This is a genomic window from Streptomyces sp. NPDC037100 (assembly GCF_055606225.1).
On the sequence record NZ_JBVJSX010000003.1, the window covers coordinates 546,742 to 567,821 of the forward strand.

General features: G+C 73.0%; 13 protein-coding genes. 2 read left to right on the plus strand and 11 right to left on the minus strand.

Annotated features, from left to right (window positions below; genetic code table 11):
- Nucleotides 1-26 precede the first annotated feature (26 nt).
- Nucleotides 27-1,028 (minus strand): DMT family transporter, encoded by a 1,002-nt coding sequence (locus ACZ7EG_RS12500; protein WP_471076158.1) that lies wholly within the window; start codon nt 1,026-1,028, stop codon nt 27-29.
- A gap of 140 nt (nt 1,029-1,168) precedes the next feature.
- Here ACZ7EG_RS12500 and ACZ7EG_RS12505 point away from each other — a divergent pair, with 140 nt between their 5' ends.
- On the plus strand, nt 1,169-2,089 hold the full coding sequence (locus ACZ7EG_RS12505; RefSeq protein ID WP_471076161.1) for a LysR family transcriptional regulator: 921 nt from the start codon (nt 1,169-1,171) through the stop codon (nt 2,087-2,089).
- Between the two features lie 156 nt (nt 2,090-2,245).
- On the opposite strand, the gene ACZ7EG_RS12510 is transcribed toward ACZ7EG_RS12505, so the two are convergent.
- The 10 genes from ACZ7EG_RS12510 to ACZ7EG_RS12555 all read right to left on the minus strand — a co-directional run bounded on the left by ACZ7EG_RS12510 (nt 2,246) and on the right by ACZ7EG_RS12555 (nt 19,658).
- Nucleotides 2,246-4,942 carry a non-ribosomal peptide synthetase gene (locus ACZ7EG_RS12510; protein WP_471076164.1) on the minus strand — a complete coding sequence of 899 codons (2,697 nt, stop codon included), beginning with the start codon at nt 4,940-4,942 and terminating at the stop codon, nt 2,246-2,248.
- A gap of 57 nt (nt 4,943-4,999) precedes the next feature.
- A complete protein-coding gene (locus ACZ7EG_RS12515; protein ID WP_471076167.1) occupies nt 5,000-5,824 on the minus strand; it encodes an SDR family oxidoreductase in 825 nt (274 codons plus the stop codon).
- The gene (locus tag ACZ7EG_RS12520; RefSeq protein ID WP_471076170.1) at nt 5,815-6,552 is read right to left on the minus strand and encodes a thioesterase II family protein; all 738 of its coding nucleotides are present in this window, start codon (nt 6,550-6,552) and stop codon (nt 5,815-5,817) included. Before ACZ7EG_RS12520 ends, ACZ7EG_RS12515 begins: the two co-directional genes overlap by 10 nt.
- 1 nt (nt 6,553) lies before the next feature.
- Nucleotides 6,554-7,837 (minus strand): cytochrome P450 family protein, encoded by a 1,284-nt coding sequence (locus ACZ7EG_RS12525; protein ID WP_471076173.1) that lies wholly within the window; start codon nt 7,835-7,837, stop codon nt 6,554-6,556.
- A complete protein-coding gene (locus ACZ7EG_RS12530; RefSeq protein ID WP_471076176.1) occupies nt 7,837-9,222 on the minus strand; it encodes an MFS transporter in 1,386 nt (461 codons plus the stop codon). Before ACZ7EG_RS12530 ends, ACZ7EG_RS12525 begins: the two co-directional genes overlap by 1 nt.
- Nucleotides 9,219-12,992, minus strand: coding sequence for a type I polyketide synthase (locus ACZ7EG_RS12535; RefSeq protein ID WP_471076179.1), 3,774 nt, complete (start codon nt 12,990-12,992; stop codon nt 9,219-9,221). Before ACZ7EG_RS12535 ends, ACZ7EG_RS12530 begins: the two co-directional genes overlap by 4 nt.
- Before the next feature lies 1 nt (nt 12,993).
- Nucleotides 12,994-14,172, minus strand: a complete 1,179-nt coding sequence (locus ACZ7EG_RS12540) for a cytochrome P450 (RefSeq protein ID WP_471076182.1) — start codon at nt 14,170-14,172, stop codon at nt 12,994-12,996.
- On the minus strand, nt 14,172-17,735 hold the full coding sequence (locus ACZ7EG_RS12545; protein WP_471076185.1) for an amino acid adenylation domain-containing protein: 3,564 nt from the start codon (nt 17,733-17,735) through the stop codon (nt 14,172-14,174). The genes ACZ7EG_RS12540 and ACZ7EG_RS12545 overlap by 1 nt, the downstream gene beginning before the upstream one ends.
- Nucleotides 17,732-19,372: a condensation domain-containing protein gene (locus ACZ7EG_RS12550; protein WP_471076188.1), complete on the minus strand. Its 1,641-nt coding sequence runs from the start codon at nt 19,370-19,372 to the stop codon at nt 17,732-17,734. Before ACZ7EG_RS12550 ends, ACZ7EG_RS12545 begins: the two co-directional genes overlap by 4 nt.
- 115 nt (nt 19,373-19,487) lie before the next feature.
- On the minus strand, nt 19,488-19,658 hold the full coding sequence (locus ACZ7EG_RS12555) for a hypothetical protein (RefSeq protein ID WP_471076191.1): 171 nt from the start codon (nt 19,656-19,658) through the stop codon (nt 19,488-19,490).
- A gap of 214 nt (nt 19,659-19,872) precedes the next feature.
- Between ACZ7EG_RS12555 and ACZ7EG_RS12560 the strand changes: the two genes are divergently transcribed.
- Nucleotides 19,873-20,853 carry a LuxR C-terminal-related transcriptional regulator gene (locus tag ACZ7EG_RS12560; protein WP_471076194.1) on the plus strand — a complete coding sequence of 327 codons (981 nt, stop codon included), beginning with the start codon at nt 19,873-19,875 and terminating at the stop codon, nt 20,851-20,853.
- Nucleotides 20,854-21,080: the final 227 nt, after the last annotated feature.

The window sequence follows — 21,080 nt, forward strand, 5'->3', positions numbered from 1 at the left end:
CGGTGGACGCCGTCAGCCGCCGAAGGTCATCGTGCGCTCTCCGGGACGATGCTTCGGGCGACCCGCTTCTCGGCGGTCCCGGGCGTGCCTTCCACCCCCTCCCCGCCGGCCGGAGCCGCGGCAGCGACCGTCGCCCCCGTCCGCCGTGTCATCCCGACACCTGCGAGGACGACGGCCATGCCCAGCACCACCCGGACGCTCAGGTTCTCGCCCAGGACGACCGCGCCGAGGAGGACGGAGACCACCGGCAGCAGGTAGCCGACCACGGCCGCGTTGGTGGCCCCCTCGTCGTTGATGATCCGGTAGGTGAGGTGGAACGTGATCGCGGTGCACAGGACACCGAGGACGACGGCCGCGATCACGACCGTCGGTCCCGCGCTGACCGAATCCAGGCCACCGGCCGGCATGGCGAAGGCGGTCAGTCCGCTCGCGGCGACGAGCTGGGCGGCGGAGAGGGAGATGGTGGGGGTGCCCTTGCCGACCAGGGTGCGGCCCATGTAGGTGAACGCGACGGCGTAGCCGGCAGCCGCGCCGAGGATGGCGAGTGCGCCCCAGCCGGTGGCCCAGGTCGTCTGCCAGGGGGCGAAGATGAGAATCACGCCGGCGAAGCCGAGCAGAAGGCCCGTGAGGCGGGCCGGGCGGAGCCCGCGTTCAGTGCCGAGGGCGAGGCCGAGGGCGATCGACCAGAGCGGGGTCGTGGCGTTGAGGACTCCGGCGAGACCCGAATCGACGGTCTGCTGGCCCAGGCTGAACAGCGCGAACGGGAGCGCGTTGCAGAAGAAGGCCGCGACGACGATGTGGCGCCAGACGGCGACACCCCGCGGAAGGCGTCGTCCCGACGCGTAACAGGCGACGGTGAGGACGAGTGCGCCGAGGACGCAGCGGACGAACGTGACCTGGAGCGGGGAGAGTCCGCGCAGCGCGAGCTCGATCCACAGGAAGGTGGAGCCCCACAGCAGGGCGAGCACGATCACCCGCAGTGCCCCCCGAAGACTCCGTGTACGGCTGCTCACGATGGGTTCCTCCATTCGGTCCGACGGCTCGTTCGATCGCCGGTCCCTCGGACCCGCTTCCTCGAACCGTCCCGTGGACCCGCTCCTTTGAAGATGCCTCAGCCACGTATGCAGGACAAGCGAATGGTTCTACCCATACTGTTAAGCTGCGCTACATGCTCGATGTGAGGCGACTGCAGGTCCTGCGCGCGGTGGTCACCAGTGGCACGGTCACCGCCGCCGCGGCCCACCTGGGCTACACACCGTCCGCCGTCAGCCAGCAGATCGCCGTGCTGGAGAGACAGGCCGGTACGGCGCTGTTCGAACGGGTCGGTCGCAGTGTGCGGCCCACCGCCGCCGGTCTGCTGCTCACCGAGCACGCGGCCCTGATCAGCTCGGCGGTCGCCCAGGCGGAGACCGCCCTCGCCGATCTCCGCGCCGGCCGCACCGGCTGCTTGTCGGTCCGTTACTTCGCCACGTCGGGCTCCACGCTGGTGGCCCCCGCACTGGCCCGTCTCCGCGCCGAGCATCCCGGCGTCCGTGTCGACCTTCGACTCACCGACCCTGAGGACCCGTTGCAGGACGTGGCGCGGGGCCGGGCCGACCTGGCCGTGGTCGTCCAGACACCTGACCGCGTCGGCGACGGCTTCCGGTTCGTCCGCCTCCTCGACGACCCTTACGCTGCCGTACTGCCCCTCGGCCACGCCCTCGCCGACGAGGAGATCATCGACCTGAACGAGCTGTCCGGTGAGCAGTGGGTCGGCAGCGAGCCGCCCGGGCCGTGCCTGGAACCGGTGATCGACTCCTGTGCGGCGGCCGGCTTCAGCCCCGACTTCGTCATCCAGAGCGAGGACTACGCCACCGCCCAGGGCTTCGTCGCGGCCGGTCTCGGTGTCGGCCTGATGCCGATGCTGGGACTGCGCAACCGGCACCCCGGTGTCGTCGTACGCCCGGTCCGGGGCCCTGAACCGTACCGGGTGATCTCGGCGGCCGTACGGGAGACGGCCCTCGAACAGCCCGCTCTGCGCGGTCTGCTGGAGGCGCTGCGGTGCGCTGCCCGCGCCGCCGATCCTTCCGACGACCCCGGGGCGGACTGAGGGCCGGACAACACACAACCCCAGGCCGCTGACCTGGGGTTGCTCTCCCGAATGGAGCCGTGTTCAGGTGCCGGCCGCCGAGCCGCGCCACTGGAGCGCCTGATCGGAGCGCCTGATCGCCTCACTCCCCCGGCGCCGCCGTCTCCTCACGGCGGTTCACGCATGCCGGTCGGCCTCGGTCAGTGCCCGGATGGTGGGCGTGCGGAACAGGTCGCGCAGCGGGACGGCGGACATCCCGCGGCCGCGCAGTGCGGCGCTGATCCGCACGGCGAGCAGGGAGTTGCCCCCGAGTTCGAAGAAGTCGTCGTCGATCCCGACCGGGGTGCCGAGGATGTCGGACCAGATCTCCTGCAGGACCGCCGCCGCACCGTCCGTCCCCTCGGGCGCCGACGCCGCGGGGGCGGTCCGCACCGGTTCCGGGAGCCGCTGCGCGTCGAGCTTGCCGTTCGTGGTCAGCGGCAGGGCGTCGAGCGCCGTGACGGTCGCCGGGAGCATGTACGCGGGCAGAACGGTGGCGGCCCGCTTGCGGACCCCGGCCGTGTCCAGGTCCGCCGGGACGACGTACGCGTCGAGGCGGGCGGTGGCGGGGTCCGCCGGGTCGTCCCGGCGGACCACCACGGCCGCCGCGTGCACCTCGGGGTCCTCCAGGAGCACCGAACGGATCTCGTCGAGTTCGATCCGGAAGCCGCGGATCTTGACCTGGCTGTCGATGCGCCCGAGGTGTTCGAGGGTGCCGTCCGGCCGCAGCCGTCCCAGGTCGCCGCTGTGGTACTGGCGGCCCTCGGCGTACGGGTCGGGGCTGAAACGGGCGGTCGTGAGGTCGGGCTGTCCGAGGTAGCCGACGGCGACGCCCGCGCCTCCGACGCGGATCTCACCGGTGACACCGGGCGGGACGAGCCGGCCCCGCGCGTCCGTGACGTACAGGTGCCAGCCGGGCAGCGCGGGGCCGACGGACTTCGAGCCGGCCAGGGCCAGTTCACGGGTCAGGGTCTGGGCGGTGACGTGCACGGTCGTCTCGGTGATGCCGAACATGTTGACCATGCGGCACTCGTCCTCCGGATGCCGGTCGAACCAGCGCAGCAGCATGCGGGCGTCGAGCGGCTCGCCACCGAAGACGACCAGCCGTACCACGAGCGCCGCATGGTCGGTCTCCAGGAGCTGGGAGAAGGCGGAGGGCGTCTGGCTCAGGACGGTGACCCGCTCCCGGACCAGCAGATCCCGGAATTCCCCGGGTTCGCGGGAGACGAGGTAGGGCACGACCACGAGCCGTCCGCCGGTGAGCAGACAGCCCCATGTCTCCCAGACGGAGAAGTCGAACGCCCCGGAGTGGAAGAGGCTCCAGACGTCGTCCGGGCCGAGGCCGTATTCCCCGCGGGTGGCGTCGATGAGCGCGACGACGTTGCGGTGCGGTACGACGACGCCTTTGGGACGGCCGGTGGAGCCCGATGTGTAGATGACGTAGGCCGGGTCGTCCGGGCCGCCGCCCGTGGGGAGCTCTCCGGCCTGCCCGGCCGCCGCGGCAAGTTCGTCGGGGGTGACGGGGGTGCCGGCGTCGGCCGGGTACTCCGCCAGCCGGGTGACCACCAGGTCCAGGCCGGCGTCCCGCGCGGTGTGGGCGAGCCGGTCGGCGGGATATGCGGGGTCCGTGGGCACGTACGCCGCACCCGCCTTGAGGATCGCGAGCATGGTGACCACGAGCTCGGTGGTCCGCTCCAGGCAGATCCCGACCCGGTCGCCGGGCGCGATCCCCCGTGCGACCAGACCGCGTGCCACCTGTTCGGCCCGTTCGTCCAGCTCGCGGTAGGTGAGGACGCAGGTGCCGTCGCCGACCGCCGGGGCGTCCGGTGTCGCGGCGGTGACCCGTGCGAGAGCGTCGGTGATCCGCTCCGGTGTGCCGGGCGGTGTGCCGGCCGGCCGGCCGAGCAGCGCCACCCGCTCCCGCTCGGCCGCGTCGAGGAGTTCGATGTCGTCGACGGGCGTGTCCGGTGTCGCCTCCGCGAACTGTCCGAGGACGTGGGCCAGGTGGCGCAGGAAGGCCTCGACGATTCCGGCCGAGAAGTGGCTGTGCCGGTACGCGGCCCACAGCCGGGTCCCACCGGCGGGCTGGGGCAGCAGTGCCAGCGTCAGGGGGAAGGGCGGCGCGAGGCACGGCAGATGTTCCGTCGGGACGCCGGCGGGGAACGGCGAGTCGCAGGCGGCCGGTTCGACGAGACCGGCGAGCACCGGGCTGTCGGCCGGCGCCGGCTGTGCCGGTCGGAGGGCCGAGACCGGGGCATCCGCGGGAACCTCGATCCGCAGGGCACCGCGCCGGTCGGTGGCCACACGGACGTCACCGCTCGACCCGTGGCCCGCGTAGCGGTGGAGGGTGAGGGCGAGCGCCGCGAGGAAGCCGGTGGTGGCGGGACCGTCGGGCAGGTCGAGTGCCCGGGTGCCCCAGGAGGTGTCGCCCCGGCGGCCGCCGCCCCAGTCGGGGGCGGGAGCCGCGGAGGGCGGTGGGGCGGGCGCGGCGGACGGTACCGGCAGCGGTCCCGCCGCCCCGGAGACCAGCACGTCGATCAGCCGGCCGAGCCCGTCCCGGTCGAGCACCGCGCGGCGCGCGACGACCACCAGGTCGGCGACGTCGTCCCGGTGGCGCAACAACACACAACGGACCGAGTGCGTGGGCCGGTTCAGTTCCGCGGCCGCCAGCCGCCGTGCCACCGGTTGGCCGGAGCCGGCCGCTGTCTCTTCCACCCACAGTCGCCAGGGCCCCACCGCGGCAAGCCGGGCGGTCAGCTCCGCCGCGGCCACCGGGCCGCTCAGCCGGACCCGTACGGCATGGCACTGTTCCCCCACCATGTGTTCCCCCGTCATGGGGCGTCCTTCCTCTCTCACAACTCTCACAACGGGTCACCCTGTGCGGCCCGCCCGTCAGCGCGCGGTGAACCCGCCGTCCACGGTCAGTACGGAGCCGGTCACCTGCCGGGAGTCGTCCGAGACCAGATAGACCACGGCGGCGGCGACGTCCTCCGGCTCGATCAGCGCGTTCATCGGCTGCGCCTCGGTGAACGTCTGCTCGTGCTCGCCCACCTGCACGTCCAGCGCGCGGGCGATCTCGGCGAGCATCCGGCCCTCGGCGGTCGCGTCGTCCCGCACCGATCCGGGGCAGACGGCGTTGACCCGCACCTTGGTGGGCGCGTAGTCGAGGGCGGCGGCCTTGGTCAGGCCGATCAGGCCGTGCTTGGCGGCGACGTACCCGGCGAAGTGCCGGTAGCCGACGAGACCGGCCGTCGAGGAGACGTTGACGATGGAACCGGAGCGGCGGGCGCTCATCGCGCGGGCGACGGTACGCATCACCCGCCACGCCCCCGTCAGGTCGACGTCGATCATCAGCGCCCACTCGTCCTCGGCGATGTCATGCACCGGCTTGCCCGAGGGGGCCGCGATGCCCGCGTTGTTGACGACGGCGTCGATGCGGCCGAAGCGGTCCTCGGCGAGGGCCACGGCCGACTCCACGGAGGCCAGGTCGCGTACGTCGCAGGCCGCGGTGAGCACCGCGGCGCCGGCCTTGCGGCACAGCGTCGCGGTGTGCTCCAACTGCCCCTTCGTGCCCAGTGGATAGGGCACCCCGGCCAGGTCGCCGCACACGTCCAGCAGCGCGAGGGCGGCCCCCTCGGCGGCGCAGGCCAGCGCGGTGGCCCGGCCCAGGCCCCGGGCGGCGCCCGTGACCAGCACGGTCTTCCCGGTCAGACGCACTGTTCCTCCGCTGCCCGGTTCAGCTCCTCGGCGACGGTCCCGAGCAGTTGCGGTGCCGACCCGGTCAGGTACATGTGCCCGCCGGGCAGCTCCACGGCGCGGAAACCCGCGACTGTGGTGCGGGCCCACGCCTCGGCCTCCGCGCGGCTGACGAGGGTGTCGTCGGCACCGCGCAGACTGGTGACGGGCACCGGCAGGGCCCGGTCGTCCGCCGGCCGGTACGACTCGTGCATCTCCACGTCCGCGCGGAGCGTGGGCAGGATCAGCTCACGCAGCTCGGGGTCCTGGAGGGCCTCGTCGGTGTAGCCGGCGAACTCGTTGACGCGTTCCAGGAACGCGTCGTCGTCGAGTCCGGTGGCCTGGCGGGACCGTGGCTCGGCCGGGTGCGGCGAGCCGCTGGCGAACAGCCGCACGACCCGCACCTCGGGCATCCCGACGAGGCGACGTGTCAGCTCGTAGGCGAGGACGGCGCCCAGGCTGTGGCCGAACAGGGCGAGGCGGTGCGGGCGCGGGCCGTCATCGAGCGTGGCGAGCAGATCGGTGAGCAGCCCGTCGGCGGCGTCGCTCGCGTTCCGGTACGGCTCCTCGTCGATGAGCCGCTCCCGCCCCGGGAGCTGGAGCGGCAGGACGTCGAAGCCGTGCGGCTCGGCGACACGCTGCCACGGACGGTAGAAGGAGGCACCCGCGCCGGCGAAGGGCAGGCACACGAGCGAGATGCGGTCGGCCATGTCAGCGGTCCTGGGAGGTGTCGGCGGCCGGGCGGGTACCGGCCGCGAGGCGGGCGTCGTAGGTGACGGGCAGCTTCACCAGGCCGCGGCTGGTCGAGTTGTCGAAGAGCCAGTCGACCTCGTCGGCCGGGACGGCGAGGCGCAGGCCCGGCAGCCGGCGCAGCAGGGTGGTGAAGGCGATGTTGCCCTCGACCCGGGAGAGCGGGGCGCCGACGCAGAAGTGCGGGCCCTGGCCGAACGCGAGGTGCCGGTTGGCGGTGCGCGTGATGTCGAGCTCGTCCGGCCTCTCGAAGGCGTCGGGGTCCCGGTTGGCGGAGCCCATCAGCAGGTGGACGAAGCTCTCCTTGGGAATGGGGCAGCCGCCCAGCTCCATGTCCTCGGCGGCGACGCGCAGGGTTCCCCGGTAGACGGGGGACTCGAAGCGCAGGAACTCCTCGACGGCGGAATCGGCCAGCTCCGGCCGGGAGCGCAGGAGTTCGAGCTGGTCGGGGTGGGTGAGCAGCGCGTGGGTGCCGCTGCCTATGAGGTTGGCGGTGGTCTTGTGGCCCGCGATGATCAGCAGGACCAGGGTGGAGACCAGTTCGTCGTTGGTGAAGCGGTCCTCCTCGTCGGCGGCCCGCACCAGGATGCTGACCAGGTCGTCACCGAGGTGCGCGCGACGGTCGGCGAGCAGGTCGAGAAGGTAGCGCTCGATGTTCTCGCTGGCATCCTTGAGCTTCTCGTTGGACTCCGCGTCGGGATACGGTGCGCCGCTGAGCCAGTTGCCCCAGGTGTGCAGCTGCGGCCGGTCCTCGACCGGGACGCCGAGGAACTCGCAGATGACCCGCATCGGCAGCGCGAAGGCGAACTCCATCAGGTTCACCTCGCCCTGCTCGGGAAAGGCGTCGATGAGCTCATCGGTGATCTCCTGGACACGCGGGCGCAGCAGCTCCATCCGGCGCGGGACGAAGGCGCGGCTGACGAGCTTGCGCAGCCGGGTGTGCTCCGGCGGATCGGCGGTCAGCATGTTGCGCACCAGGACCGGGCTGGAGTCCTTGACGAGGTCGCGGAACCACGCGGGGGCGTTGTCGACCCGCTTGGACAGCCGCGGGTCGCTGAACGCCTTGAGCACGGTCGTGTAGTCGGCGACGACGTAACCCTCGCCGCCCACCGGATAGTTGATGGCGTGGACGGGGCAGCCGCCGGCGCGCAGCTTGGCATTGGCGGTGTGCAGGTCGTTGCCCTCGGGGGCGGTGAAGAACTCGGGGGGAAGCTGTTCCTGGGTGCGGGGCAGCTCGGTGGTCATCAGGATTCTCCTTCCTTGTGCGGGGCTGCGGGAGCCTCCTGGGAGTGGCCGCCCTCGGCGGGCGCGCCGGTGGCGGCGGTGTCCGTGTACGCCTCGGGGGGCGCGAGCCCGCGGATGCGCGGGCTGAGGGTGGGCAGGGCGGCGAGGCCGGAGATGACGGCCATGATGGTGAACACCCAGACCGGGCCGGCCTGGTCGAAGACGGTGCCGATGATGAACACACCGGCCGGGGCCGCGATCATCGACATGAACATCACCGCGCCGAGCACCCGGCCCTGCGCCTTGTCGGGGACCATCGCCGCGAGGTAGGCGAGGAACAGCGCGCTGGTGATCGGTCCGCGCAGGAACACACAGGCGACGATGATGCCGAGCGGGATGAGTCCGGAGACGTTGGCGAGGAGGACGGCGGCGACGGGGCCGATCCAAGCGGCGGCCAGGAAGAGTTTCGCCGGCGCGACCTTCTTGATGACGGGTCCCGCGATCAGTGAGCCGGCCAGGCCGCCGATGCCCGCGATGGACAGCAGGACGCCGGTGAACCCGGAGGAGGCGCCCCGGCTTTCGGCGGTGGCGATCAGGGCGAGGAACACGCCGGAGTGGGTGAACGCCATGTTCGAACCCATGATCCAGACGATCAGCAGGCGCAGGACCGGCTGCCGGGCGAGGATGCGGAAGCCCTCGGCCGTGTTGCGCTTCTCGCCCGGGGTGAACTGCTCCACCTTCATCGGCTTGCGGATGAACAGCAGCAGCACGGTGGAGACGAGGAAGCCGATCGCCGAGCTCAGGAACGGAAACGCGCGGGCCACGCCGAACAGGAAGCCGCCGACGGGCGGACCCCCCATGGTGGCGGCGAAGTACCGGATCTGGTTCTGGGCCGTGGCCTGGGTCAGCTGGGACGGCGGAACGAGCTGCTTGATGGCGGCGAGCCCCGTCGGGTTGGAGATGCCGAGGCAGGCGGCCGAGCCGACGGCGATGGCGAACACGAGGGCCGGCTGTGTCTGGTCGGCGAAGATCAGCACACTGAACAGGCCGAGCAGCGCGACCCGGACCAGGTTGCAGATGATCATCAGCAGCCGGCGGTCCATCCGGTCGGCGAGTGTGCCGCCGGGGATGGACAACAGGCTGGTGGTGACGAGCTGGGCCGAGCCGACGGCTCCCGCGTAGAAGGCCGAACCCGTTGTGGTGAGGATGAGCAGCGGGTACGCGACCTCCGCCGTCTCCTTCGCGAGCGCGGCGAACGCCTCACTGGTCCACAGTGCCTGGAAGTCGCGGTTGCGCAGCAGCGGCTTCTCGGCGTCCTCGGGCTTGTCGTTGCCCCCGGCGGCGTCGGCGTCCTGCGGCGCCGTGTCCTCGGACTCGGTGCCGGGAGGTGTCTGCGAGACGGTCAAGAGTCGTTCCTCTCCTTGTGCGGTGGCCCGGACCGGGTGTCCGGGCGGAGTGCCTCGCCGATGCGTGCGGCCAGGTCGTCGACGTACGGCGGTCCCAACATCGACCAGTGGTCGCCGCCCACCGCCGTCACGCGCAGGCCTGCCGGGTAGAGGCCCGCGAGGCGGCGGGCGAGCCGGTCGGCCGCCGCGGGGTCCGTCTCCGCCTTGAAGAGGACGGCCGGGCAGGTCACCGGGCGTGGCCGGTGGGCCAGTACGGCGGCCTGGCCCGCGAGGAACCGCCGTCGGGCCTCGGGACTGCGGCGGTGCACTCCGGCCAGGGGCCCGACGCGCAGCAGCGTGTCCAGACCGGCCTTCAGCCCGCCGAGCATGAAGCGGGGGGCCGCGGCGACCGGCAGTGGGTGGGTGTCGGGCACGTATCCGTCCAGCGAGACCAGCAGGTCGACCTCGTGCCCGCGCAGGGCGAGCAACCGGGCGGTCTCGTGCGCGACCACCGCGCCGAAGGACCATCCGCCGAGGGTGAACGGGCCGGTGGGCTGGGCCCGCAGCAGGTTCCTGACGTGCGTGGCGGCGAGGGACCCGACCGAGCGGCGCCCCTCCCGGTCGTCATGGGCCGACGCTTCCAGGGCCAGGACCGGCCGGTCGCCTTCGAGTACGAGCCGTGCGGCCAGGGCCCGGTAGGGCAGGGCGTTGCCGAGGGCGTCCGCGACGAGGAAGAAGGGCCGTCCGGAGCCCTCCCGCAGGGTGGCCACGCCCGGCAGGGGGGAGGCCGGGCCGGTCCGGTCGCCGAGGCCGCGCTCCACCAGCTCGACCAGTCCGCCGAAGGTCGCCTTCAGCATGAAGTCGGTGACGGACACGTCCGCTCCCACCCGCTCGCGGACGGCAGTGGTGAGCGCGAGGGCGAGCAGCGACTCGCCTCCGAGGCCGAAGAAGTCGTCCGGGTCGGCGGCGGTGGTGACGCCGAGGGTCCGGCACCACGCCTCTTCCAGGCGCGACCGCACGGACCGCTCCGTGCGGGAGGCCGGGGTCACGGCTGGGTCCCGGGGGGCCTGGATGACGGCCGCGTCGGGTCGTCCGGCGGCCGGTACCGGTTCCCCTCGCGGCGCCGCCGGTTCCGGATCCGGGTCCTCGCCCAGGAACGGGTGGGCGGGCAGCGAGCAGCGCGGCGGCCGGTCACCGGGATCGCCGTGCCGGCTGTCCAGGACGGTGTCGAGGGCACGGTCGACGCCCAGTTCCCAGAGGGCGCCGATCGCGTCGAGGAGTCCGGCCTCCTGGCCGTCCGGCCGGCCGGGGGCGAACCGGACGGTCCGGTGGGCGGGGTCCCAGCCGGGTGCGGCCCGCAGCGAGCCGGTCATCGACCCGCCGGGCCCCAGCTCCAGGTAGGTGGTGCAGCCGGAGCCGAGCAGCGTGGCCGTACAGGTGTCCAGGCGGACCGGCTCGCGCAGATGCGCCGCCCACTGCTCCGGGCTGACCGCGGCCTGCGGATCGGCCCACTGGCCGGTGGTGTTGGTGATGTACGGCAGCCGGGGCGGGCGGGCGGGCATCGACGACAGATGGTCCCGCACCGCCTCGGCTGCCGGGTTCATGGCCGGCGTGTGGAAGGCACGCCGGGTGTGGACCGGGGTGACGCGCAGCCCGTGGAGGGCGTCCCCCGCGACGAGGAGGTCCATCTCCGCCTCGCCGCCGGCGACAACGGCGGACCCGTTGCCGCGTACCGCGACGGTGACGCCGCAGTTCTCCGGCAGCAGGGCTTCGACGTCCTCGGGCGAGGCATGGACGACGATCATGCGGCCGGGGGAGGCGTCGCGCATCGCGCGGGCCCGCGCGTGGACGAGGCCGACCGCCTCGGGCAGGGACCACACGCCGGCGAGGGCCGCGGCGGTGTACTCGCCGATGCTGTTGCCGAGCATGGCGTGCGGGGTGACCCCCCAAGCCGCGAGCTGACGGCCGAAGGAGTAGCCGAGGGCGAACAGGCCGAGCTGCTGGTGGACGGTGTCGGAGAACCAGTCGGCCGTGCCCTCGTGCGCCTCGCCCGGGGTGACCACGGGCCCCAGGTCCACGCCGCAGTCGTCGGCCGCGGTCTTGCGGATCTCGTCGAACGCGGCCCGGAACTCCGGCAGCAGACGGTGCGCGGCTTCGCCCGCCGCCTCCTTGAGGACACCCTGGCCGGGGAAGAGGAAGGCGACCTTGCCCAACCGCCCGGGGGAGCCGAGCCGTTCGGCCGCGCCCTGCGCGGCGTGCAGCGCCTCGGCGGCGTGTTCGGTGTCCCGGACGACCACGGCCTGCCGGTGCCGGTGGAGGCGGCGCCCGGCCAGGGTCCGGGCGGCCGCGGCCGGATCGGGGCCGTCCACGCCGTCGCGGAAACGTTCCTCGAGTGCCGAGCCGAGCCGGGCGAGCGCCGCAGGTGTGTGCCCCGTCAGCGGCAGCACCTGCGGGCGGGCCGTACGCGCGGGCCGGGGGACGGCGGGTGCCTCGGTGAGGACGGCGTGCGCGTTGGTGCCGCCGACACCGAACGAGCTGACCGCGCCGGCCCGCTCCGCCCGGCCCTCGCGCGGCGCCCACGGCTCGAGCCCGGTGGCCACCCGGAACGGCGAGCCGTCCAGTTCGAGCAGCGGGTTGGGAGTCGTGTAGTGCGCCGTCGGGACGATCTCCCGGTGCTCCAGCATGAGAGCCGTCTTGATCAGACCCGTGACCCCCGCGGCCGCGCCGGTGTGACCGATGTTGCCCTTCACGGCGCCGAGCACACACCGGCCGCTCTCCCCGCCGGCCGGCCCGAACACCTCGGTCAGCGCCTGCACTTCGATGGGGTCGCCGAGCCGGGTGGCGGTCCCGTGCGCTTCCACGTGGCCCACCGCCGCGGCGGGAATCCCCGCGTCCTCCAGGGCGTCCCGGATCACCTCGCTCTGCCCGGCCGCGGAGGGTGCGGTGTACGCCATCTTGTCCGCGCCGTCGTTGTTGACGGCCGTTCCGGCGATGACGGCGGCGATCCTGTCGCCGTCGCGCACGGCGTCGGCGAGCCGCTTGAGCACGACGACACCGACGCCCTCGCTGGGCACGGTCCCGGCGGACCGTGCGTCGAACGGGCGGCAGTACCCGTCCGGTGCCAGGATCCCGCCCGGTTCGAAGAGGTAGCCCCACTCGCCGTGCGGCATCACCGTGACCCCGCCGGCGAGAGCGGCGTCGCACTCACCGCCGCGCAGTGCCCGCACCGCCAGGTGCACGGCCGTCAGGGAGGTCGAACAGGCCGTCTGCACGGTGATCGCGGGACCGCGCAGCCCCAGTTTGTACGCCACCCGGGTGGCGACGAAGTCCTTCTCCCGCCCGATGTACCGGGCCAGTTCGCCCAGCGCGGCATCGTCCCGGCCGGGCCCCGAGCGGTCGGCACCGGCGTACACGCCGATCCGTCCCCGGAACCGGGCGGGGTCGATGCCCGCGTCGTCGACCGCCGTGGCCGCGCACTCCAGGAAGACCCGCTGCTGGGGGTCCATCGCCGCCGCCTCCGCCCGGCTGTACCGGAAGAAGGACCAGTCGAAGCGGCGGGAGTCCTCGATGACGCCCATGGCCGGTACGAAGTTCTCCCGGCCCACGTAGGCGGGATCCACCCCGCGCCGGTGCAGCTCCTCACGGGTGGGGCGGCTGATGCCGTCCCGGCCCGCCCGGATCAGCGACCGGAACGCCCGGACATCGGGCGCGCCGGGCAGCCGGCAGGCCATGCCGACGACGGCGACGGCGTGCTCACCGGAGGGGGAGGAGGACACGGGAGGCAGGGGCATGTCAGGCTTCTCCGCCCAGGTCGACGTAGAGGTGGTCGAGACCGACGTAGCTGAGGTTGGGGCCCCACACGGCGGCCTCGTCGGACAGCCGGGCCCTCGGGAACCGCCGCGCGAGGCGCCGCAGCAGGACCGCCGCCTCCATACGGGCCAGCGGGGCGCCGACGCAGTAGTGCGGCCCGTAGCCGAAGACGAGATTCCGGTCGGTGCCCTCGTCGGTGGCCGTCTCCGCGGGGGCGGACGCGCCCGTGACCGGGCACACCGCGTCGGGCGCGGCCTCGTCGAGCGGCCCCTGTCCGGTGAGGCTCACCAGGACCAGGTCGCCCGTGCGCATCGTGGCTCCGGCGATCTCCTGGTCGTGGGCGACCACCCTCCCCAGATGCCGCAGCGGGGGCCGGCGTACCAGCACGGACTCCACCAGGTTCTCGACCACGCCGGGCCGGTCCGCCCGTACCGCCTCCCACAGCTCCCGGTCACCCAGCGCCGTGAGCACGGTGGAGCCGAGCAGCGAGGCGGTGGTCTCCAGGCCGCCGAAGAGGCACATCGCCCAGGTCGCGTTGGTGCGTGCCCTGTCCTGGGGCGTGTCGGTGGGGAAGTCCTCCAGGGCGCGCGCCCCGGCGAGCGCCTCGGTCATCTCCACCATGACCCGCTGAGCCGCCCTGGCGTGGTCGCGGCGGTACATGGCACCGATGAACAGCGACAGGGTCCGCGACCATTCGTGCAGCACCGGCGGTGGTACGTCGACGCCGACCACGTGCGCCATCACCTCGCCGGAGATGCCCTCGGCCACGGCCGGCATCACGTCGCAGGGACGTGTGGCCGCGAGCCGGGTCAGGCACTCCTCCGTGATCTCCTCGACGCGGGGCGTGAGGGACCGTACGTACGAGGCGGACAGCATCCGCTGGACGGGGCGCCGCAGCGCCGTGTGCTCGGGGGCGTCGGCCTGGACGAACCAGAGCCGCAGGAACTCGGTGAGCTCGCGGTACTCGGCGCGGGTCGCGTCCGCCATGTACAGCTGGAAGGAGCGCTCGAAGGTCCCCGAGGCGAATCCGGGGTGGTTGAGGACCTGCCGGGCCAGGCGGGGGTCGGCCACGACCCAGCACTCCAGTCCTTCGTCCCACTCCGGTGCCCGCACGCCGTCCGCCAGGGACAGCGGCGGGACCGGCGCCGCGGTACGGGCCATCAGACCGCGGCCTTCTCGACGAGCGCGCGCAGCCCGGCGGGCGTGGGGGACAGCAGGAAGTCCCGCAGCCGGACGGACACCCCCAGCTCCTGCTTGACCTGGCGCATGAGGCGGACCGCGCCGAGGGAGTTGCCACCGATCACGAAGAAGTCGGTGTCCTCGGTGATGCCCGTGACCGGTTCCGGCGCCTCGATGACGGCGGCGAACAGTTCGGCGATGCCTTCGAGACCGATACCGGCAGGCGCCCCGGTCGCGGTCTCGGCCACGGCCGCGGTCCCGGTCCCGGCCGCGGTCCCGGCCGCGGTCTCGGCCCCGGCCCCGGTCTCGGCCTTGGGCTCCGCCCCGGTGCCGGTCCCGGCCGCGGTCTCGGCCACGGCCTTCGGCTCCGCCCCGGTGACCGTCACGGCCGAGGTCTGCTTCGCCGGCCCCGCGAGCGCGGCCAGTGCGCGCCGGTCCACCTTGCCGTTGGCGGTGACGGGCAGCCGGTCCACCACGGCCCACAGCGCCGGGACCATGTAGGACGGCAGCCGCTCGGTGAGCAGGTCGCGCAGCCCGGCCGTGCCGACGGCCGCACCGGGGGCCGGGACGACGGCGGCGACGAGCCGCTTCTCGGCGCTGTCCCCCTCGCTGACGACGACCACGGCGTCCTGCACCCCGGGGTGCTCGGCGAGCACGTCGCTGATCGCACTCAGCTCGATCCGGTACCCGCGCAGCTTGACCTGGTCGTCGGCGCGGCCGAGGAAGCGCACACGGCCCCGGCTGTCGATACGCACCAGGTCACCCGTGCGGTACAGCCGCTCGGGCACGTCCGGTGACAGGTGCCCGAACACGCGGGCCGTCTCCCGCTCGTCGCCCAGGTAGCCGTCGGCGAGGCCCTCACCGCCGGTGTACAGCTCACCCACGGCACCGGGCGGAAGCAGCCGGCGGCGCCCGTCCAGCACGTACACGCGGGTGCCGGGGACGGGGCGGCCGATGGGCAGCGGCCCGTCCACGTCCTCCGCGCGTGCCACCGAGTGGGTGGTGGTGAAGGTGGTGTTCTCGGTGGGGCCGTAGCCGTTGGTGACGACCAGACCGGGGTGCCGGGCCAGGACCCGCGCGGTGTGCTCGTGCGGTACCACGTCTCCGCCGGTGAGGAGCTGGCGCAGACTGCCGAGCGAGTCCGAGGCGAACTCCTCGACGAGCCGGAAGAGCCCGGCGGTCAGCCACGCCACGGTGACCCCCCGCTCCCGCAGGAAGGCGCCCAGCTCGGTCGGCGACGCCAGTCCGGCCGGGTGCACCTCCAGGGTGGCGCCGGTCAGCAGCGCGCCCCACAGTTCGAGGGTGGAGGCGTCGAAGGACAGCGGGGACAGCCGCAGCATCCGCTCGCCCTCGCCGAGCCTCACGTAACCCGCCTCGTGGACCAGGCGGATCACCGCGCGGTGCGGGACGCCGACGCCCTTGGGACGGCCGGTCGAGCCGGAGGTGAAGGCGACGTACGCGAGGCGGGCCGGGTCCTCGGGCGGTGCGGGCACCGTCCGCGGGTCGGCGGGCCGCCAGTCGGGTTCCCAGACCGGCACGGCCGGGGCGCCGAGCTCCGCGAACCGGCGCGCGGCCGGTGAGCCGACCGGACCCGTCAGCGCGGCGCTGGGCCGGGCCCGCTCCACGATCCGCGCGAGGTGGCTGTCCGGCTGCGCCGGGTCGATGCCCACGTACGCGGCCGACGCCCACTGCACACCCAGCACGGCGACGGTCTCGGCCACCGACCGCTCCACGCCCACGAGCACCCGGTCGCCCGGTTTGACGCCGGCGGCGATCAGCAGGCGGGCCTGCTCGGCGGCGGCAGCGGCGAGCTCGCTGTAGGTGAGGGCGTGATGCGCGTCGCGGACCGCCACGGTGTCGGGGTGACGCGCCGCCGTCTCACGGAACAGCGCGTCGAGGGACGTCCGGGGGAAGTCCCGGCCGGTTTCGTTGATCTCGTCGAGCAGGTGCTGTCCCTCGGCGGAGATGCAGCGGATGTCCTCGAGGCGGGCCTCGGGTGCGGCGCTGATCCGCTCGACGGTCGCGAGGAAGTCGGAGACGAAGGACTGGGCCTCGGCCTCGTGCCACACGCCGGTCGCGTATTCGAGATGGCCGGCGAACGAGGGGTCCGCCTGGCCGATCAGCATGGTCAGGTCGAACTGCGAGCCGCCGCCGTGCCCTTCCTCGACCTGGATCCGGACCGGCCCGGCACTGAGCTCGCTCGGCACCAGCTGGTCGTGCATACCGAAGCAGACCTGGACGAGCGGGTGGCAGCCGAGGCTTCGCTCGATGCCGAGACGGGAGACGATCTCCTCGAACGGCAGATCGCCGGCGTCGATGGCGGCACCGAGATTGCGGTGCACCCCCCGGAGGAACGCGGCGACGTCGAGGTCGTCGTCCACATCGATCAGCAGGGGTACGAGATTGCCCGTGACGGCGACGAGCCGACGCAGCTCGGAGCTGCCGCGGCCGAGCAGCGGGACGCCGACCAGGAGCCGGCGGTTGCCGGTGCGCCGGGCCAGGCAGAGGCCGAAGGCGCCGAGGAGCAGGGAGTACGGGGTGATGCCGAGGGCCTGCGCCCGGCGGCTGACCCGGTCGGTGGTGTCCGGACCGAGGTCGAGGCCGAGGCGGTCGCCGGCACCGTCCTGGAGGGTGGGACGCTGCCGGTCGGCGGGGAGTTCGAGGACGCTGGGGACCCCGGCGAGGTGCTGCTTCCAGAACTCGGTCTGCTCGTCCCAGACGCCTCGGGCGCGGGTCTCCTCCTGGTGCCGGCGGAGGGCGGAGAGCGGGCTGCCGAGGCTGCGGGCGGCTCGTTCGCACTCGGCCTGCGACTCGGCGTAGCTGTCGAATATCTCGCGCAGCAGGTAGCCCACGGCGAAGCCGTCCAGGACCATGTGGTGCGCGGTCAGTACCAGGGCGGAGCGCTCGTCGGACGGGTCGGCCGGGGTCCAGTGGGCGAACCGGTAGGCGGGAGCGGCGGCCAGGTCGAAGGGCTCGCGGCCCAGTTCGGCGCTGCGGCGCCGCACGTGGCCCTCGAAGGTCTCGGTCGGGTCGTCGTGGACGTACTCGACGACTTCCGGTGCGTGGACGGGGAGGACCTCCTGGACCACGTCGTCGCCGGCCTCGCGGAAGACGACCCGCAGTCCCTCGTGACGTGCGGCGGTGGCCGCGAGGGCCTTGGCCAGGATGCCGGGGTCGAGCCGGCCGCCTCGGCTGAAGCACCGGAACACCAGGTTGTACGGGGAGCCCCCGGCCACCTTCTCGATCAGCCACATACCGCGCTGGGCGGGAGTGAGCGCCTGTTCGGTGTCGAGGCCGGACGGGGATGCCGGCGCCGCCCCGGTCGCCGTGGCCACGGGGGTGGCGGCGGCGAGGACCTCGGCGAGCGGAGCCTCACCGAGCAGCTCCATGATCGGGACGCGCAGCCCCAGGCGCTCCTGGAGTACGCCGGCCAGGCGCATGGCACGCAGCGAGTCGCCGCCGAGCGCGATGAAACTCCGGTCGCCGAACGCCTCCGGGCCGTCCGGTATCTCCATGACCTCGGCGGCCAGCGCTCCGGCCGTCATCGGTTGCCACCCGTGGGCTCGGCGGCCGATGCGGTGGCGCCGGCGATGAGCTCGGCCTGGCCGCTGACGGTCGGCGAGCGGAACAGGTCCATGGTCCGGACCTCTCGGCCCGAGACCTGGCCGAGCCGCTCCACGAGGAGCACGAGAAGCAGGGAATCGCCGCCGGCCTCGAAGAAGCTGACGTCGTCGGCGAACTCGTCGGTGCCCAGGACTTCGTTCCACACGGAGCGGACGAGTTCGAGGCGGACCGTCGGGTCGTCCAGGTCGGCGGGGGCGGCGGTGGGGCGTACGGACTCTTCGAGCACGGGGTTCTCCGGGAATGTGGCCAGGCCCGCGGCGCTGCGCCGCAGATCGTGAAGGAAGCGCGAGACGTCGGTGTGGCCGAAGACGTTGACGGGGTAGTCCAGCGAGAGGGCGAGTCGCCGTCCCCCCGCCGTGTCCTCGAGCCGGACGAACATCGCCAGGTCGTACTTGACGAACATCGGGTCGAGCGGGCGGAGCCGGCCCGTGACGTCAGGGGTGAGCTCCAGGGACCGCGGCGCCTCGTCGAGGTTGACGAGGACCGGCGACAGCGGCGGCCACAGCGCGTTGCGGTCGGGGTTGAGGGCGGCGGAGACGGCGTCGAGGGGGACGTCGCTGTCGACGAACGCCTCCATGCCGTTGACGCGCACTCCGCTGAGCAGGTCACGCCAGGTGTCACCAGGGCCGACGGTGACGCGCAGCACGACCGTGGTCATGAACATCCCGATCACGTCCGCGGTGGCGGGATCGTCCCGTCCGGGCCAGGCGAAGGCGATGAGGAAGTCACGCTGTGACCCGGTACGGGCGAGGGTGCCGGCGAGCAGGGCGACCCCGACCATGAAGGGGGTGCACCCCTCCTGCGCGGCCACCGCCATCGCCTTCTCGGTGGTCTCCTCGTCGAGAGCCGTCGCCAGGGTGGCGCCGAGCAGGGACTCCTCGCCCTCGTGCGGGGTGCGGGTGAACGGCAGCTCGACCTCGGGGGGTGCGCCGCGGAGCCGGCCGACGACGTCGGCGACCTGCTCCTCGATCTCCTCGGGGGTGCGCTCCGCGGCCACCGTCGCCGGGTGCGGCGGATCGCTCGCTTCCGGCTCCACGCCGTCGAGTCCGGCGCGGTAGAGGGAGCGGATCTCGTCGAGAAGCATGCCGCGCGAGACCCCGTCGAAGACGATGTGGTGCACGTTGAGGACGAGGAGCGTGCGCTCCGGGCCGAGGCGGATGATCTCGGCGCGAGCGGGCGCGTCCCGGCCCAGGTCGAAGGGCGCGCCGCTCAGGGTCCGTACGCGGTGGTCGACGTCGTCCTCACTCCATCCCTCGGCGGCGGCGTCGCGCAGTCCGGGCTCGGCGGGCGGTCCGTCGGTGTGGTACTCCACCCGGCGGCGCTTGATGTCGAGCCGGAAGCGGGCCCGCAGCGAGGGGTGCCGCGCGAGGGCCTTCCGAACGGACGAGACCAGCACCTCGTGGTCGACCGGACCGGTGAACTCCACGACGGTGGGTACCAGTTGAGTGGGTCTCAGCAGCGCGTCGCGGTCCAGGACCCACATGCCTTGCTGGACCCGGGTGGCCGGATACCAGGTGTAGCCGTCGGGTGACGCACCGTTCGGCATTTCGGGCAGCACGAAGCGACCTCCGAAATCTGTGGGAAGAGGGGGTGACATGCGGCGTACGGGACTCGCCGCGTGGATCGCCGCTCCGTTGATCAGGGCGGGGCGGGCCGGCCGGTGTGCGCCGGGATCAGCCCCACTGCGAGTCGTCGGCGCCGGCCGCGGGGGCAGGGGGGCTGCCCCACTGGGAGTCGGCCAGAACGACCTGGTCGGCCGGGGCCTGGGCGGCGGTGACGCCGATGACGGCCGCGCCCGCGAGGGCAAGCGTGCCGAGTATGTGTCTGAGAACGTTCCTGTTCATCTGTCCCCCATTGTTGTGCGTTGTTCTGCTTCTGCGAGAGATCCGGACATCTGCGGAACGGAACCCGGCTCGGGCTCCTCCGGTGTCCGGGGCTGTGGCGTTTGTGCGGCAGAGCTGTGGTGGTTCCCCGTCGGAAGCATGCACGGATCGGCGTGCAAGGTCATCGGGGATCGAGCAGGATGATCCCGCATTGCTGAAACCAGCAGGGGGAAAAGTGTGCACAACTGCGGACAATGAGGCGGACGGTCGCGATGGCGTCCTCTGCGACGAGGGTCTCCAGTACTACTCGGACGCCCTGCGCGGCCGACCCCCCGCCGCCGAGTGCCCCTCATGTCTGCTGGACCTGGGTCTCGTCCAGCGGCTGCCCGACGGCAGCCTGGCCGCCATCCCGCCACGCCTGGCGGCCGGCGCCCGACTGGACCAGCTGGAACACGTCATCGAGGAGAAGAGGACCGCTCTCGCGACGCTGCGTGCCTCGGTCAACCGGGCCCAGGACGTCTACCAGGAGAGCTACGGGAAGGGCGAGTCGCACCTGATCCGTGCGGTGCGGGGCCAGGAGGCGATCAGCGCGACCCTCTCGGCCGCCGTGCACGCCTGCCAGCAGGAGCTGCTGACCGCGCAGCCCGGCGGCGGCCGCCCCCAGGAGCTGCTCGACAAGGCGCTCGAGAGCGATCTGGAGGCGATCGGCCGCGGGGTGCGGCAGCGCACGATCTACCAGCACACGATCCGCACCCACCAGCCCACGCTCACCTACGCCGAGCGCATCTCGCAGGCGGGCGGCGAAGTGCGCACCCTGGACGAGGTGTTCGACCGGCTGATCGTCTGCGACCGGAAGGTCGCGTTCATCCCCGACCCCGGCTCGGAACGCCGTGACACGGCACTCGCGGTCGAACATCCCGGGGTGGTGCGCTACCTGGTGGGAATCTTCGACCACGCCTGGCAGCGGGCCCAGCCGCTGCGGAAGTTCCCCAGCAGCCGGCTCCCTCCGCTGCTCACCGACGAGGTACGGCGCACGATCCTGCGGCACATGGTCAACGGCCACACGGACGAGGCGATAGCGACCCGTCTCGGTATGAGTCCGCGCAGCGTCTCCAACCACATGCGCTGGGCCGCCGAGCTGTTCGGCAGCCGCAGCCGGGCCCAACTCGCCTACCTCATAGGCAAGAGCGGCTTCCTGGACACCGTGCCGGACTGACGGCGCCATGGGATCCGGTTCGGGCTTCACCTTCCCGTCGGCGTCATGTACGTTGTGCCGGAAGCATCTTCCAGGCCCGGCCGACCATCGGCCGTCGCACCGCGCAGACCGGCTGGTTCCCCGTCGCGCTGTGAGGGACGAGCTCCGGCAGTACTCCCGGATCCGTATCCCGTTCTGGCCGTGTAACCACCCACCACTTCTCCTCGGGTTCCCGCTCCTGGCTTCCC